Consider the following 15,263-nt stretch of genomic DNA (forward strand, 5'->3'; position numbering starts at 1 on the left):
CGAGGAGACGACGCGATGCGCCTGACGCGAGACGAGATGCGGGGCAAGGCCCAGACGGTGCTGGGCCTGGTGGACCCGGCCGAACTGGGCCCGACCCTGATGCACGAGCACCTGATCTGGGACATCACGCATCCCGCCAAGCGCGACCCGGCCTCCAGGGGCGGGCCTTCGCCGGGGCAGTACTGGGACCTGCTGAACAGCCACGTCGCCGATATCCGCAACACAACGCAGCGCGACCGCGCCATGGCCAGCCGCGCCACGGCGGAGATGGTGGAGGCCGGCGGCAAGACGGTGGTGGAGCTGACCATCGGCGGGCTGGTGCCTGACCCCGAGGGGCTGGCGCAGGTCGCGCGGGAGACCGGCGCGCACATCGTCATGGGCTGCGGCCACTACGTCCACGACTACCAGGACCCGGCCAACCACGACCGCACGGTGGACAGCTTCGCCCAGGAGATGATCGACCAGGTGCAGCAGGGGGCCTGGGGCACCGGGGTACGCGCCGGCATCGTCGGCGAGATCGGCTGCCAATGGCCCTGGACGGATCTGGAGAAGCGCGTCCTAGCGGGGGCCGTCGTTGCCCAGCAGGAGACCGGCGCCGCGCTCACCATCCATCCGGCGCGGCACGAGGACCATCCCTGGATGCTGGTGGAGTTCCTGCGCGCCCATGGCGCCGACATGAGCCGCACCATCATCGACCATATCGACCGCACGATCTTCGACGATGACCGCCTGTTCCGCCTGGCGGATGCCGGGGTGATCCTGGAATGGGACCTCTTCGGCCAGGAGAACACCTACTACGCCCATTCCGACATCGACATGCCGAATGACGGCATGCGGCTCCGCACCATCCGCCGCGTGATCGAGCGGGGGCACCTGGACCAGGTCGTGATCAGCCACGACATCTGCCACACCATCCAGTTCAGCGAATTCGGCGGCCACGGCTACGCCCATATTCAGAGGAAGGTCCTGCCGCACATGCGCAAGCGGGGCTATTCCGAGGCAGAGATCGACGCGATCATGGTCGGAAATCCGCGCCGCCTGCTGACCTTCATCTGAGCTGGGCACATCACGGAAGCGGCGCTTCGGCGCCTTCCGGCGCCGCTTCCCGCAGGAGCCATCCGGTGAAGGCATCCACGGCCGGGCGGGCGGTGCCGCCGGGGCGGATGAGCCAGTAATGGTCCCCGGCCGGGATGACGTCGGGCGCCAGGCGCCGCAGGGCGCGGCGACGCAGCTCTCGCTCGACGAAGGAGGGGGAGCAGACGACCGCGCCCATGCCCTCCAGCGCCGCCTGGATCGCGAGGGTGGTGCTCTCGAAGACCAGCGGCGGTGCGCCGGGCTCCAGCCCATGGGCGGCCTGCCACTGGGCCCAGTCGTTCGGCCGGATGCGGCTGGCGAGGAGGCGCATGGCGGAGAGGGGCTGGGCCCGCGCCAGGGCCGGCGTGGCAAAGGGGGTGAGCAGCACAGGCTGCAGCCGGATGGCGCCGGGCACGGGCGGGTGGTCGGCCGGGGCGGTGCGGACGGCGACGTCGGCCGGCGCCTCCGCAATGGCCCGTGCGTCGGTGGAGGTGGAGACTTCCACCTCAAGCCCGGGATGCTCGGCGCGGAAATGCGGAATGCGCGGGATCAGCCAGCGCAGGGCCCAGGTGGTGTAGGCCAGCACGCGGATCGGCCGCGCCTGGCCGGGCAGGGCCGCGGTGGCGGCGCGGATGCGGGCGAAGGCCTCGGACAGGGCGCTGGCATAGGCTGCGCCGGCCTCGGTGGGGCGGACGAGGTTGGCGCCCCGGCGCAGCAACGGCTCGCCCAGCCGTGCCTCCAGCTCCCGCAGGCGCTTGCTGATGGCGGGCTGGGTGACGTTCAGCCGGGCCGCGGCCGCGCTGAGGCTGCCGGTTTCGGCCACCAGCACAAAGGCACGGAGGGAAGCGAGGGGGGGCAGGTCATCCGCCATGCGCCAGCATAACCCGGGGTTGGGGTAGGGCAAGCTTTCCTCCCTGGCCGGGCCGGGGCAACGGGCGCATCCTGGGCTTCCCCGGGGCATCCGGAGCCGCCGGTCCGTTCGCCGGCAGGGAGAAGCCGGGCCAATCCCCGGGGCCAGGAGGAAACGCCCATGCGCCGCCGCGCCGCCCTCATGCTGCCTGCCCTGGCCCTGCCCGGCCTTGTTCTGCCAGCACTGGTCCGCCCCGCCCGGGCGCAGGAGCGCTACCCCGACCGCCCGATCCGCCTCATCATCCCCTTCGCCACCGGCGGCAGCAACGACGTGGTGGGACGGCTGGTGGCCGAGGGGATGGGGCAGCGCCTCGGCCAGACCTTCGTGGTGGAGAACCGCGGGGGCGCGGGCGGGCTGATCGGCAACGACCTTGTCGCGAAGAGCAAGCCTGAGGGCTACGACCTGCTTCTCGCGGGCAGCGGCAGCTTCCTCATCAGCAGCCTCGTGCAGCAGCGCGTGCCCTATGACGTGCTGAAGGATTTCACCCCGGTCGGCTTCATCGGGCAGGCGCCGAACGTCATCTGCCTCAACCCCTCCGTTCCCGCGCGGACGCTGAAGGAGTTGCAGGAGGTGGCGAAGAAGGCCAACCCGCCGCTCACCTACGGCTCGCCGGGCGTGGGAACCACGGGGCACGCCCTGCCCGCGATGATCGCCCTCACACTCGGCATCGAGATGGAGCACGTGCCCTATCGCGGCACGGGCCCGGCGCTGACCGACGTGCTGGCCGGGCGATTGAGCATGATCACCAATGCCCTGGCGCCGCTGAAGCCGCATATCGAATCCGGCGCGCTGCGCGCCATCGGGATCGCGGCGACGAAGCGCTCGCCTGTGATGCCGAACATTCCGACGACGGGGGAGCAGGGCTTCCCGGGGATCCTCTCCTCCACCTGGTACGGCATCGTCGGGCCGAAGGACATGCCGCCGGACCGGGTGGCGAAGCTGCACGCCGCGCTGAACGCGACCCTGGCCGATCCCGAGACGGGCAGGCGCCTGCTGGACGAGGGCGTGGAGGTGGAGGCGAGCGATACGCCCGCCGCCTACGGCCGCTTCCTGGCCGAGGACCGGGCGCGCTGGGCGGATGTCGTGCGCCGCGCGCAGATCAGGGTGGAGTGACCCCCATGGCGCTGCGCCGGATCGCGGTGCTGGACGATTTCGGCGGCGCCGCGCCGGGCGCGGCCGACTGGTCCGGCCTGCCCGTGACCTTCTTCACCGACCATGTGTTCGACGAGGCCGCGCTGGCGGAGCGGCTGGCGGGGTACGACGCCGTGGTGCTGATCCGCGAGCGCACGCCCTTTCCCGCCTCGCTCATTGCGCGCCTGCCGGATCTGCGGCTGGTGGTGACCACCGGCGCGAAGAACCGCACGCTGGATCTGGGGGTCCTGGCGGCACGCGGCATCGCCGCTTGCGGCACGCGCTCCCTGGAAGCGCCGACGGTCGAGATGACCTGGGCGCTGATCCTCTCCCTCGCGCGGCGCGTGCCGTTCGAGGACGCGGCCCTGCGCGCGGGGCACTGGCAGACTGGGCCGGGGCGCAGCCTGCAGGGCGCGACGCTCGGCGTGGTGGGGCTGGGCAAGCTCGGCCGGCAGGTGGCCGCGCTGGGCCGCGCCTTCGGCATGGAGGTGATCGCCTGGAGCGCCAATCTGACGGAGGAGGCCGCCGCCGCCGCGGGCGCGCGCCGCGTGGAGAAGGACGCGCTGTTCCGCGCGGCCGATATCGTGACGCTGCACCTCGTGCTGGGCGATCGGTCCCGCAACACGGTGGGCACGGCGGAACTGGCGGCGATGAAGCCGGGGGCGCTGCTGGTGAACACGGCGCGGGCGGGGCTGGTGGACCAGGCGGCGCTGATCGCCGCGCTGGAATCCGGCCATCTCGGCGGTGCCGCCATCGACGTCCACGAGATCGAGCCCATGCCGCCGGGCCATCCGCTCCTGGGTGCGCCGCGCACCATCCTCACGCCGCATCTCGGCTACGTCACGGCCGAGAACTACCGCCTGTACTTCGAGGGCGTGACGGAGGCGCTGCACGCCTTCAACGCCGGCCGGCCACTGCCGAACCCGCTGACCCCGCAACCGCAAGCCGCCTGAGAGGGTGCGATGAAGACCTACGAAGCCATCACCCTGGCCACCGACGGCCCCGTGGCCACGATGACGCTGAACCGCCCGCAGGTGCGCAACGCCATCGATGACGACATGCGCTACGAGATGCTGGACGCGCTGGACCATGTAGCGAAGGAGGAGGGCATCCGCGCCCTCGTCATCACCGGCGCAGGCAAGGGTTTCTGCTCGGGCGGCGACATCAAATCCATGCAGCAGCGGCTGACCGTGCCGCACGGCATGGTGGGCATCAATGGCTGGAGGCGCCAGCACCGCACGCACCACATGATCTCGGCGCTGCACACCCTGCCCAAGCCGACCATCGCGGCGGTGAACGGCGCCGCCACGGGCCTGGGCTGTGACCTGGCCCTGTGCTGCGACTTCGTCGTGGCCGCGGACACGGCGACTCTCGCCATGACCTACGTGCTGCGCGGCCTGATCCCGGATGGGGGCGGGATGTACTTCCTGCCCCGCCGCGTCGGCCTCGCCCGCGCGAAGGAGCTGATCTACTCCGGCCGGACGGTGCAGCCGGAGGAGGCGCTGCGCATCGGCATGATCGACCGCGTGGCACCCGCCGAGGGTCTGCTGGCCGAGGCGCAGGGCTGGGCGGCGGAGCTGGCGAGGTCCGCGCCCGGGGCGGTGGCGCTGAGCAAGACCATCCTGGACCAGACATTCGAGCTGACCGCGGACCAGGTCTTCGCCATGGGCAGCCAGGCCCAGGGCATCTGCTACGCCTCCCAGGACCATTTGGATTCCGTGCGCGCCTTCATGGAGCGCAGCGCCAAGCGGAAGGAGGCCGCGTCGTGAACGCCATCGCCCGGCTTCTCACCCCGCGCAGCGTCGCCGTGGTCGGCGCCTCGGCCGATGCCACGAAGATGACGGGGCGGCCGGTGGGCTACCTCCGCAAGCACGGCTTTACTGGGGAGATCTACCCCGTGAACCCGCGCGTGGCCGAGATCGGCGGGCTGACCTGCTACCCCGACGTCGCCTCCCTCCCGCAGGCACCGGACGCGGCCATCGTGCTGCTGGGGCCGGAGCGCGCTGAGCAGGCCGTGCGGGACCTGGCGGCGCGCGGCACGGCGGCAGCCATCGTGCTCGCCAGCGGCTACGGAGAGGCGGATGAGGAAGGGGCGCGGCGCCAGCGGGCGCTGAAGGACGCCGCGGGCTCCATGCGGCTGCTCGGCCCGAATACGATCGGGCTGGTGAACCTGACGGACCGCATCACCCTTTCCGCCACCGGCGCGCTGGAGATGGGGAACCTGCGGGCGGGCTCCATCTCCGTGGTGTCGCAGAGCGGGGGCATCCTCGGCTCGCTCCTCTCCCGCGCGACGGATCGCGGCATCGGCTTCGCCAAGCTCGCCTCCACGGGCAACGAGGCGGACCTCGACAGCACGGACTTGATGGAGCACCTGCTGGACGACGACGCCACCCGCGTCATCGCCGTGTACATGGAAGGGCTGCGGCGGCCCGAGGCCTTCCGGCGCGTGGCGCTGCGGGCGGCGGCGATCGGGAAGCCCATCGTCATGTTCAAGGTCGGGCGCTCGGAATCCGGCGCGCGCTCGGCCAGCTCGCACACCGGCGCCATGGCCGGGTCGGACCGCGTCTATGACGCGCTGTTCCGGCAGTGTGGCGTGATCCGTGCAGAAACCTTCGCGGACCTGCTGGATATCCCCGCGGCGCTGGCGGCGGGCCGGCGCGCGGCGGGCAAGCGCGTGGCGATCCTCACCTCCACGGGCGGGGCGGGCACGCTGGTGGCGGATAGCCTCGGCCTGTCCGGCTTCGACGTGCCGGTGCCGGACGAGGCCACGGCGGGGCGGATCGGCGCATTGACGGGGGAGCCGGCCTCGGCCGCACGCAATCCCGTGGACGTGACACTGGCGGGGCTGCGGCCGGACCTCTTCCGCGGCGCCATCGACGCGCTGCAGGAGAGCCCAGGCTACGACGCGACGATCGTCATCGTCGGCTCCTCCGCACTCGCGCAGCCGAGCCTCGTGGCGGACGCGGTGGTGGAGTGCCAGGCGCGCAGCGACAAGCCGATCCTCTGCTACGTCAGCCCGCACGCGCCGGAGGTGACGCGGCTGCTGAACAACCAGGGCATTCCCGCCTTCACGGCGCCGGAGAGCTGCGCCGCCGTGCTGGCCGCGCTGCAGCCCCGCCCGGCGCCGGACACGGCGCCGCCGGCCCCTGCAGACGCCGATCCCGCCTTCGCCGCCCTGCCGCCCGGGCCGCTGAACGAGGCCGAGAGCAAGGCGCTCTTCGCCCGCTTCGGCGTGCCGGTGGCGCCGGAGGCGGTGGCGCAGGATCCCGCGGGCACGGCGGCAGCCGCCCAGGGGCTGGGCGACCGCGTCGTGCTGAAGGTCCTCTCGCGCGAGATCCTGCATAAGAGCGACCTGGGCGGCGTGGCGGTGGGCCTGACCGCGGAGGCGCTGCCGGAGGCCGCGGCGGCGATGCTGGAGCGGCTGAGGGCTGCCGGCGCCCCCGCGCCCGAGGGCTTCCTCGTGCAGGCGATGGTGCGCGGCGGGGTCGAGATGATCCTGGGCTTCCACCGCGATCCGCAGCTCGGCCCGGTGCTGCTGCTGGGCATGGGCGGGGTGGCGGCGGAGCTGTTGCAGGACACGGCGCTGCGCCTATTGCCGATCTCGCGCGCCGATGCGGAGGGAATGGTGGCGGAGCTGCGCACGGGCGCGCTGCTGAAGGGCTTCCGCGGCGCGCCGCCGGCGGACTTGCCGGCGCTGGTGGACGCCATCCTCGCCTTCGCGGCCATGGCGGGTGCGGCCGGGGAGCGGCTGCTGGAGGCGGAGATCAACCCGCTCTTCGTGCTGCCGGCGGGGCAGGGGGTCTGCGCGGCGGACGGGCTGGCCGTGCTCGGCTGAGCGCGGCCGCCCATCTGGCAGCGGTCCCCCTCTTCCGGCACACTCCCAAGGAGACCTGGCCCCGGCAGACCTGGCGGCACAAGACCAGGCGATCGAAAGGGTGGAAGCCGGAATTGAGATTGCCCCTCTGGGCCAGTGCCCTCGTTGCCACCCTGTTCGTCCAGACCGTCAGCTCCTTCGCCTCCCTCGCCATTCCCCTGCTCGGCCCGCCGCTGATGGCCCGCGCCGGCCTGGCACCGGAAAGCATCGGCCTCGTCTCGGCCCTGACATCGGCCGGCATTTGCTGGTGCCTGGCCTGCGGCGGGCCGATGCTCAGCCATCACGGGCCCGTCCGTACGCTGCAGATCGGCCTGGCCTGTCTCGCTCTTGGCCTCTTCGCCCTGTCGCAGCCGCTCGGCCTGCTCGGGCTGTTCGGGGCGCTGGCGGTCGGGTTCGGCACCGGCCACAACACGCCGGCGGGCAGCCAGATCCTGGTCCGCGCGGCCCCGCCCCGGCACCGCACGCTGATCTTCTCGATCAAGCAGGCTGGCGTTCCCCTGGGCGGCGCCCTGGCCGGCCTGCTGGTTGCCCCCATGGTCCTGGCGCAGGGCCTGTCCGCCGCGCTCTGGACTATCATCGGCGTCGTGCTGCTCACGATCCTCCTGGTGCAGCCTTTCCGGCAGCGGCTGGACGGGGACAGGGGCGCGGGACAGCAGGGCTGGGCCCGCGCCCTGCTGTCCCCGGCGGCGCTGGCGCGATCCGTCCGTGTCCTGCGCGCCCACCCGACCCTTCCGCTGCTGACGGCCCTCGGCGTCTCCTTCTCCGTGCTCCAGTCCTGCCTCATGGCCTTCACGGCCACCTATGCCATCACCCGCCACGGCGCCTCCCTGGCCGAAGCGGGGCGGATCGTGGCGGTGATGCAGCTCTCCAGCATGGTGGGGCGGATCGCCCTGGGATGGCTGGCGGACCGCACCGGGCACGCCCTGCGCCACCTCGCCCTGCAGGCCGTCGCCTCGGCCCTCGCGGTCGCGCTGCTCGTCGCCGGCGGCGACCGGGGGCCCCTGGCCCTCTATGGCTGCGCGGCGCTGGTTGGCTTCACGGCGATCGGGTGGAACGGCGTGCACATGGCGGAGCTGGCGCGGGTGGCGCCGCAATCACAGGTGAGCAACGTGACCTCCGCCGCCAGTCTCTTCGGCTTCGGGGGATCGATCTGCGGGCCGCTCGCCTTCACGCTGCTGGTAAACTGGAGCGGCAGCTACGGCCTCGCCTTTATCGTAATGGCGGTCCAGTTGGCCGGATTCGGCCTGGTCAGCGCGGCTGTGCTGGGCCGCGGAACCGGAAAGGGCGGCGGGAGCCATTCCTGACCGGCAGCGATGGAGCGTCATCCTGGCGAGAGGTCCGCTGCCGCGGTGGGCGTCGCGGTGAGCGGGCGCTGCTCGCTGGCTAGGGCGCGCCTGGCGAGGCACCAACCGCCGCGGGGTGACGCGCGATGAGGTAGCGGTGCCGGCCATCCAGGACCAGCACGCCATCCCCGTTGTGGACGGTGCTCCGAAGCCCGACGACGCCCGTGGTGCGGTTCGGCGTCAGCTCGTCCACCTCCAGCGCCGGGTAAAGCGTGTCGCCGGCGAAGACCGGGTGCAGGAAGCGGCTGGACTGCTCGAGGAAGGCCCGGAGCGAGTCCTGCACGAGATGCGGGAAGAGGCCCGCCCCGGCCGCGGTCTGGATCGCGACCTGATAGCCATGGGCCAGCATGTCGGGCAGGCCGCGGGCGCGGCAGTAGGCGCGGTCGTAGTGGATCGGGTGGTTGTCGCCGCTGGCGGCCTGGAAGGCGAGGAAGATCGCCTCCGTCATGGTGCGGCTCGGCAGGGGGAAGCGCTCGCCTATCCGGAAGTCATCGAACCAGCGCTGCTCCGCCACCATCCGGTGCGCGCGGGGATCGAAGCCTGTCACCGGCCCGGTCATCGCCCCCGTCCCTCCCTAGTCGGCCTGCAGGGCCAGCTCGCGCGACACGGCCTGCCAGCGCGCGGCGTTCTCGTCGGTCCAGCGGACGAGATCGGCCTCCGGGATGACCAGCGGGTCGATGAAGGCGCTCTTCAGCCTCTCCTCGAACTCCGGGGTGCGGCCCCTGGCCATGGCCTGGCGCAGCGCGGCCACCACCGGCGCGGGCGTGCCCTTCCGCACGAAGAATCCCGTCCACAGCCCCACGTCGTAGCCGGGCAGCCCGGCCTCGGCGAAGGTCGGCACCTCCGGCAGGGCAGAGGCGCGGCGGGTCGTGGAGGCCGCCAAGGCCCGGAAAGCGCCGGAGCGGATATGCGGGGTGGAGGTGGCCGTGGTGTCGAAGCCGAAGTCGATCTCGCCGGAGAGCATGGCCGCCACCAGCGGGGCGGAGCCGCGATAGGGGACGTGGGTCGCCTCCACCCCCGCCATCTTCAGGAAGGTGGCCGCCGCCAGGTGGGAGGAGCTGCCATTGCCGACCGAGCCGTACATCATGGGCCGCCGCTTCGCCTCGGCGATGAAGTCCTTCAGGTTCGTCGCCTTCACCTTGCCGGGCAGCACGGAGAGGATGTTCGCCACCTCCCCGATGGTACCCAGCGGCACGAAGTCCTTCGAGGCATCGACGCCGCCGCGCGGGTAGAGCACGGGATTCACGCCAAGGATGGCCATGCTGCCCAGAAGGACCGTGTAGCCGTCGGCCTCCGCGTTCAGTGCGGCGAGCGTCCCGACATTGCCGCCCGCGCCAGCGCGGTTGTCCACCACCACGGTCTGGCCGAGGGCACGGCCCAGCAGGTCCGCGCCCAGGCGGCCGGAGATGTCCATCACCCCGCCGGGCGGGAAGGTGACGATCACGCGCAGCGGCCGGTCCGGCTTCCAGCCCGCGTCCTGCGCCCGGGCGCCGGGGACGGCCGCCATCGCCAGAACGCCACCGAGGGCCCCGATCGCTCCGCGCCTGCCTGTCACCGCACCACCTTCTGGCTAATCCTTGGGGCCAGCCCCTACCACGGGACCGAGGGCCGGCCTACTGCCCGACCCCCTCCGGCGCGGCCGCGGCGTGCCGCCCGACGGAGCGCGCCCGGCGCGGCGACCCGAGCCGGGCGAGCCAGGCCCCGAGATCGTCCAGCACCGCGTAGACCACGGGCACCACGACAAGGCTCAGCAGCGTCGAGGTGATCAGGCCGCCGATCACCACCAGCGCCATGGGGGCTCGGAATTCCGCATCCGCGCCGACGCCGAGTGCGATATGGGCCATGCCCGCGGCCATCGCGATCGTCGTCATCACGATGGGCCGGGCTCTCTTGCGCGCCGCCTCGACGAGGGCGGTGGTGCGGGGCATGCCGGCCCGCCGCGCCTCGATCGCGTATTCGACGAGGAGGATCGAGTTCTTCGCCACGATGCCCATGAGCATCAGCACGCCGATCACGGCGGAGATGCCGAGCGCCTTCTGCGCCAGCAGCAGCGCCATCAGCGCTCCGCCGAGCGAGAGGGGCAGCGAGGACATGATCGTCAACGGCTGCAGGACGCCGCCGAAGAGCAGGACGAGGACGAGATAGACGAGGCCCACCCCGGTCAGGAGCGCCACTACGAAGCTGCCGAACAGCTCCTGCATCACCTCGGCATCGCCCGTCGCGCGCTCCCGCACCCCGGCCGGCAGGTTCCGCATGACCGGCAGGGCCGCCACCAGCTTGGTCGCATCGCCAAGGGCAAGGCCGTTCAGCTCCGCTTCCACGGTCGCCTTCCGCACCCGGTCCAGCCGCTCGATCTGGGCGGGGCCGGCGCCGTAGCGGATCTCGGCCACGGCGTTCAGGGGCACGGCAAGCCCGGCGCGGCCCTCCACGCGCAGTGAGCGCAGGGCCGTGAGATCACCGCGCGCAGGCTCGTCGAGCATGACGCGGATCGGGATCTGCCGGTCGGACAGATTGAAGCGGGCGAGGTTCTGGTCCACGTCGCCCGTCGTTGCGATGCGCGCCGTGGTCGCGATCGCGGTGGGGGAAACGCCCAGTTCCGCCGCCCGCGCCTCGTCCGGCACGATCTGCAGCTCCGGCCGGCTCAGGGAGGCGGTGGAGCGGGCGCTCGCGAGTTGGGGAATCGTCCGCACCTGCCGCTCCAGGTCGCGCACGGCACCCTCCAGGGCCACGGCATCGTCGGAGACGAGGGTCACGGAAAGCTTCGCGCCGCTCTGCCCGTCCGCCCCGAAGCGGAAGCGGGCGCCGGGGATCCGCTCCAGGGCAGGGCGCAACGCGGCCTCGATCTGCTGCTGGCTGAGGGCCCGCCGCGCGCGTGGAACGAGGGTGACGGTGAAGCTCGCCAACCGCGGCTCGCCCTCCTTCGTGCTGCTGCCCAGCGCCGGGCCGCCGCCGGCGCTGCGGGTTCCGAGCGAGGTAAAGACGGAAGCGACTTCGGGCCGTGCCCGCAGGATGCGCGCCACCTCCGCCGCCGCGGCCTCGGTGTCGGCCAGCGTGGCGCCGGGGGCCAGCTCCATGGCGAGCGAGGCGCGGCCCCGGTCGGCGGCGGGCACGAAATCCTGGGGGATCAGCGGGATCAGGGCGACGGAGAGGGCGAAGAAGGCCGTCGCGCCCGCCAGCGTCGTCCAGCGGTGCCGCAGGCACCAGCCGAGGAGGGAGATGTAACGCCGGCCAACCGCGCCATCCCCGACCTCCTCGGACCCGGCATGGGTCTTGGGTTTCAGGAGGTAGGCACCCAGCAGCGGCGTGAGCATCCGCGCGACGACGAGGGAGAAGAACACGGCGGTCGCAACCGTCAGCCCGAACTGGCGGAAGAACTGGCCGGGAATGCCGGGCATGAAGGCCACGGGCACGAAGACGGCGAGGATCGTCGCCGTGGTCGCCACCACCGCCAGCCCGATCTCGGCCGAGGCATCAAGCGCGGCCTGCATCGCGCTGCCATCCCGGCGCGCGCGCAGGTGGCGGACGATGTTCTCGATCTCCACGATCGCGTCGTCCACCAGCACGCCGACGACGAGGGTGAGGCCGAGCAGGGTGATGTTGTTGATGGAGAAGCCCAGCCACTTCATCACGAAGAAGGTCGGGATGAGCGAGAGCGGCATGGCCAGGGACGCGATGGCCGTCGCGCGCCAGTCCCGCAGGAAGACCCAGACGACGAGGACGGCGAGGCCCGCGCCCACCAGCAGCGCCTCGATCGCGCCGTGGTAGCCGGCGAGGACGAAGCCCACCGTGTCCGCGACCTTCACGATCGTCACGCCGGGATGCGCTGCCTGCAGCTCCACGACACGGGCCGCGACGCCCTCAGCCACCCGCACCTCGGAGGAGCCGCGCGTGCGCAGCACCTCGAAGGCGACGACGGGGCGGCCGTCCAGCCGGGCCGCGCTGCGAACCTCGGCGGTTGCATCGATAACGTCGGCAATCTCGCCCAGCCGCGCGGTGCGGCCGCCGGGCAGGATGATCGGGCGATCCCGCAGGGCCGCGACGCTCGGGGCGGAGCCGAGGGTGCGGATCGCCTGCTCCCCCTCGCCGAGATTGCCGCGGCCGCCGGGGAGGTTGACGTTGAGGGAGCGGAGCTGCTCGTTCACCTGGCCGGCGGTAAGGCCGAGCGCGACCAGCCGGTCCGGGCGCAGGGCCACGCGGACCTCGCGAGTCACGCCCCCGACCCGGTTCACCTCCGCCACGCCGGGAACGGAGAGCAGCGCCTTCGCCACCGTGTCCTCGACGAACCAGGAGAGCTCCTCCTCCCCCATGCGGGGGGATGCGACGGTGTAGGTGAGGATGGCGCCGCCCGTGGCCTCCACGCGCGTGATCACGGGGTCGCGGATGGCAGCCGGAAGGTCGGCGCGGATCTGCGCCACCTTGTCGCGCACGTCGTTCGTCGCGCGGTCCACATTGGTGCCGACGGCGAACTCGATGGCGGTGGTGGAGGCGCCGTCCACGACGGTGGAGGTGATGTGCTTCACGTCGCCGAGGCCGGCGAGCGCGTCCTCTACCCGGCGGGTCACCTGCGTCTCCAGCTCGGAGGGGGCGGCGCCGGGCTGGGCGACGGTGACCACCACCGCCGGAAGGTCCAGGTCCGGCGTGTTGTTGATCCGCAGCGTGGGAAAGGCGAGGAGCCCCGCCAGGGTCAGCACGGCGAAGAGCACCGCCGTGGCCACGGGGTTCCGGATGGACCAGGCCGAGAGGTTGCGATGCTCGGTGGGGGAGGGGGAGTGCATGGCGTCGCTCACTGGCCGGCCACCCGCACGCGGTCGCCGTCGCTGAGGAAGCCGGCGCCGGTGACGACGACACGCTCGCCCTCCGCAAGGCCCGAGGTGACCTCGACCACCCCTTCGCCGCGCCGGCCGGTGGTGATGGGCCGAAGGGCCACGCGGTCCTCCGCCAGCACGAGCACGGCGGGGCGGCCCTCGCGGAAAAGAAGGGCGGATTGCGGCACGGTGAGGCCCGGGGCGTCGCCGGGCTGGATCTCGGCGCGGGCGAACATGCCGGGGCGCAGGCCTGACTCGGGCGGGAGCGCGACATGCACGACCCCCAGCCGTGCATCAGCCAGGACGGTCGGTGCCACGGCGCGCACCGTGCCGGTGACGACCCGATCGCCATGGAAGACGCGAACGGGCTGGCCGGGCTGCACCGCGGCGAGCTCCAGTTCCGGCACGCGGGCATCGAGCTCGATCCGGCTATCCCGGATCAGGCGGATCATCTCCTGCCCAGCCGAGGTGACATTGCCCGGCAGCACGGTGCGGCGGGAGACGATGCCGTTGGCGGGCGCCACGATCCGGGCCTGGGCGAGACGGGCCGCGACCTCCTCCCGCCGCGCGACAGCGGAGGCCAGCCGGGCCTCGGCCTGCAGCGCCGCCGCCTCCCGCAGTTCCAGGGTCTGGCGCGGTGCATTGCCGGTGCGGGACAGGTCGGCGGCGCGGGTCAGGTCCTGCCGGGCGTTTCGGAGCGCGGCCTGGGCTTCCGCTACTGCCGCCTCGGCCTGGCCGAGGATGGCGCGAAGCAGGGTCTCGTCCATCCGGACGAGGACCTGGCCGGCGCGGACCACGTCGCCCTCCTCCAGGGCCACCTCGGCCACGCGAAGGCCGCCCGCTTCAGCGCCAATCACCAGTTCCTGCCAGGGAACGATGGAGCCGTCGCCCACGACGGAGCGGGCGAGGGGGCGCGGCGTGGCAGCGGCCACGGCGACGGTCAGGGCGGGCGGCGGCTCCGCGGCGGCGACAGGGGCAGGGGCCGGCATGGGGCGATGCAGCAGGGCTGAAATCTCGCCGCGCATGAGGACGGCGCCGCCCAGCACGAGAAGGGCGAGCGCCACGAAGACCAGCCTGCCGCGGCGAGCAGGGGCGCCGCGGCCAGTCACGGTGATCGTCGTCTCCCGATTCATGAGATTGTGGTCAGGCATGACAGAAGGGCGCCCCAGGGCCTTGCTTATCGACCGAATGGTCAATAACTGGGTTGATATAGGCTTGTTGACGGCTCGGTCAATTGTCGACGCATGGGGGACGGATGTTGAGTGGCGGTGAGGCGCGGACGGAGGTCGGACGAGGGGGCGCGCGGCGGCGCCTGACCCCGGAGGAGCGCCTTCCGCAGATCTTGGAGGCGGCGCTCGAGGAATTTGCGGAACGGGGCTATGGCGGGGCGAGCATGGCGGGGGCCGCAGCCCGGGCCGGGGTCGCAAAGGGGCTGATCTACTACTACTTTCCCGGCAAGGCGGAGCTGTTCACGGCGGTCGTCCGCTCCTGCATCCAGCCGGTCTTCACCGAGGCGGAGAAGCTGGTCGCAGCACATGATGGTCCCTATGCGGACCTCCTGCAGCGGCTCATCCGGCTTGCCTATCAGCGCGTCGGGGAGGACTCCCGGGACAGCGTGCTCTTCAAGCTGCTCCTCGCGGAGGCGGACCGCTTTCCCGAGCTCGGGGATTTCTACAGGCTGGAGGTGCTCTCCCGCGGCCTCGACCTCATCACCTCCGTGGTGAGCGCGGGAGCCGCCGCCGGAGAGTTCCGCGCCGACGCGGCGGAGGATGGCGGACTCGCGGCGGTGCTGATGGCTCCGGTGGCCATGGCATCGGTCTGGCGCGGCATGCTGGGGCCGGAGCGGGCACCCTCGCTCGAAGCGATGTGCGCCGCACAGACCCGGCTCATCCTAAGCGGGCTGGCGCGGCCGGGGCCGGGCTGACGCTGGCCTTCCAGTTGTTGCAACCAAGATGAAGTGTCAGCTCTCCTGGCAAAGCAGAAACGTCTTCAGCGGGACGATGTGGTGGCGCGGGCCGTTGGCTCAGCCCGCCTGTAGGACGATCCCGCTGGCCGACCTCTTTTCCGTCCGGTCTTCTGGTACCCGTTCTTCTCGCTGTTGCTCTTCACCCTGAGAGACGGTGGTA

At 72.2% G+C, this 15,263-nt stretch carries 12 protein-coding genes; 7 read left to right on the plus strand and 5 right to left on the minus strand.

Features of this window, described 5'->3' with window-relative positions; translation table 11 throughout:
• The first annotated feature begins 15 nt into the window (after positions 1–15).
• The gene (locus NRP21_RS24100) at positions 16–1,056 is read left to right on the plus strand and encodes a phosphotriesterase family protein (RefSeq protein ID WP_257718790.1); all 1,041 of its coding nucleotides are present in this window, start codon (positions 16–18) and stop codon (positions 1,054–1,056) included.
• A gap of 10 nt (positions 1,057–1,066) precedes the next feature.
• On the opposite strand, the gene NRP21_RS24105 is transcribed toward NRP21_RS24100, so the two are convergent.
• Positions 1,067–1,945, minus strand: a complete 879-nt coding sequence (locus NRP21_RS24105; RefSeq protein ID WP_257718791.1) for a LysR family transcriptional regulator — start codon at positions 1,943–1,945, stop codon at positions 1,067–1,069.
• A 159-nt stretch (positions 1,946–2,104) separates the two neighbouring features.
• On the opposite strand from NRP21_RS24105, the gene NRP21_RS24110 reads away from it, so the two are divergent.
• From NRP21_RS24110 to NRP21_RS24130, 5 genes are all read left to right on the plus strand, one after another.
• Positions 2,105–3,097, plus strand: a complete 993-nt coding sequence (locus tag NRP21_RS24110; protein WP_257718792.1) for a Bug family tripartite tricarboxylate transporter substrate binding protein — start codon at positions 2,105–2,107, stop codon at positions 3,095–3,097.
• Between the two features lie 5 nt (positions 3,098–3,102).
• The gene (locus NRP21_RS24115; protein WP_257718793.1) at positions 3,103–4,068 is read left to right on the plus strand and encodes a D-2-hydroxyacid dehydrogenase family protein; all 966 of its coding nucleotides are present in this window, start codon (positions 3,103–3,105) and stop codon (positions 4,066–4,068) included.
• Positions 4,069–4,077: 9 nt separating this feature from the next.
• Positions 4,078–4,884 (plus strand): enoyl-CoA hydratase/isomerase family protein, encoded by an 807-nt coding sequence (locus tag NRP21_RS24120; protein WP_257718794.1) that lies wholly within the window; start codon positions 4,078–4,080, stop codon positions 4,882–4,884.
• A complete protein-coding gene (locus NRP21_RS24125; RefSeq protein WP_257718795.1) occupies positions 4,881–6,950 on the plus strand; it encodes an acetate--CoA ligase family protein in 2,070 nt (689 codons plus the stop codon). Before NRP21_RS24120 ends, NRP21_RS24125 begins: the two co-directional genes overlap by 4 nt.
• A 119-nt stretch (positions 6,951–7,069) precedes the next feature.
• Positions 7,070–8,293, plus strand: a complete 1,224-nt coding sequence (locus NRP21_RS24130; RefSeq protein WP_257718796.1) for an MFS transporter — start codon at positions 7,070–7,072, stop codon at positions 8,291–8,293.
• Positions 8,294–8,372: 79 nt separating this feature from the next.
• On the opposite strand, the gene NRP21_RS24135 is transcribed toward NRP21_RS24130, so the two are convergent.
• From NRP21_RS24135 to NRP21_RS24150, 4 genes are read right to left on the minus strand one after another with little or no spacing between them, the layout of a single operon-like run.
• Positions 8,373–8,891 carry a MaoC family dehydratase gene (locus NRP21_RS24135; protein ID WP_257718797.1) on the minus strand — a complete coding sequence of 173 codons (519 nt, stop codon included), beginning with the start codon at positions 8,889–8,891 and terminating at the stop codon, positions 8,373–8,375.
• A 15-nt stretch (positions 8,892–8,906) separates the two neighbouring features.
• On the minus strand, positions 8,907–9,887 hold the full coding sequence (locus tag NRP21_RS24140) for a Bug family tripartite tricarboxylate transporter substrate binding protein (RefSeq protein ID WP_257718798.1): 981 nt from the start codon (positions 9,885–9,887) through the stop codon (positions 8,907–8,909).
• Positions 9,888–9,945: 58 nt separating this feature from the next.
• Complete coding sequence (locus NRP21_RS24145) at positions 9,946–13,119, minus strand: efflux RND transporter permease subunit (protein WP_257718799.1); 3,174 nt, start codon at positions 13,117–13,119, stop codon at positions 9,946–9,948.
• Complete coding sequence (locus NRP21_RS24150; RefSeq protein ID WP_257718800.1) at positions 13,116–14,288, minus strand: efflux RND transporter periplasmic adaptor subunit; 1,173 nt, start codon at positions 14,286–14,288, stop codon at positions 13,116–13,118. Before NRP21_RS24150 ends, NRP21_RS24145 begins: the two co-directional genes overlap by 4 nt.
• A gap of 191 nt (positions 14,289–14,479) precedes the next feature.
• On the opposite strand from NRP21_RS24150, the gene NRP21_RS24155 reads away from it, so the two are divergent.
• On the plus strand, positions 14,480–15,061 hold the full coding sequence (locus NRP21_RS24155) for a TetR/AcrR family transcriptional regulator (RefSeq protein ID WP_257718801.1): 582 nt from the start codon (positions 14,480–14,482) through the stop codon (positions 15,059–15,061).
• Positions 15,062–15,263: the final 202 nt, after the last annotated feature.

Source organism: Roseomonas populi (genome assembly GCF_024594815.1).
Lineage (GTDB): Bacteria > Pseudomonadota > Alphaproteobacteria > Acetobacterales > Acetobacteraceae > Roseomonas > Roseomonas populi.

What these genes read in the sequence shown, in the direction of transcription:
- NRP21_RS24120 (WP_257718794.1), top strand. Translation starts at nt 4,078, where the DNA reads ATGAAGACCTACGAAGCCATCACCCTGGCCACCGACGGCCCCGTGGCC.
- NRP21_RS24110 (WP_257718792.1), top strand. Translation starts at nt 2,105, where the DNA reads ATGCGCCGCCGCGCCGCCCTCATGCTGCCTGCCCTGGCCCTGCCCGGC.
- NRP21_RS24135 (WP_257718797.1), bottom strand. Translation starts at nt 8,891, where the DNA reads ATGACCGGGCCGGTGACAGGCTTCGATCCCCGCGCGCACCGGATGGTG.
- NRP21_RS24100 (WP_257718790.1), top strand. Translation starts at nt 16, where the DNA reads ATGCGCCTGACGCGAGACGAGATGCGGGGCAAGGCCCAGACGGTGCTG.
- NRP21_RS24150 (WP_257718800.1), bottom strand. Translation starts at nt 14,288, where the DNA reads ATGCCTGACCACAATCTCATGAATCGGGAGACGACGATCACCGTGACT.
- NRP21_RS24105 (WP_257718791.1), bottom strand. Translation starts at nt 1,945, where the DNA reads ATGGCGGATGACCTGCCCCCCCTCGCTTCCCTCCGTGCCTTTGTGCTG.
- NRP21_RS24115 (WP_257718793.1), top strand. Translation starts at nt 3,103, where the DNA reads ATGGCGCTGCGCCGGATCGCGGTGCTGGACGATTTCGGCGGCGCCGCG.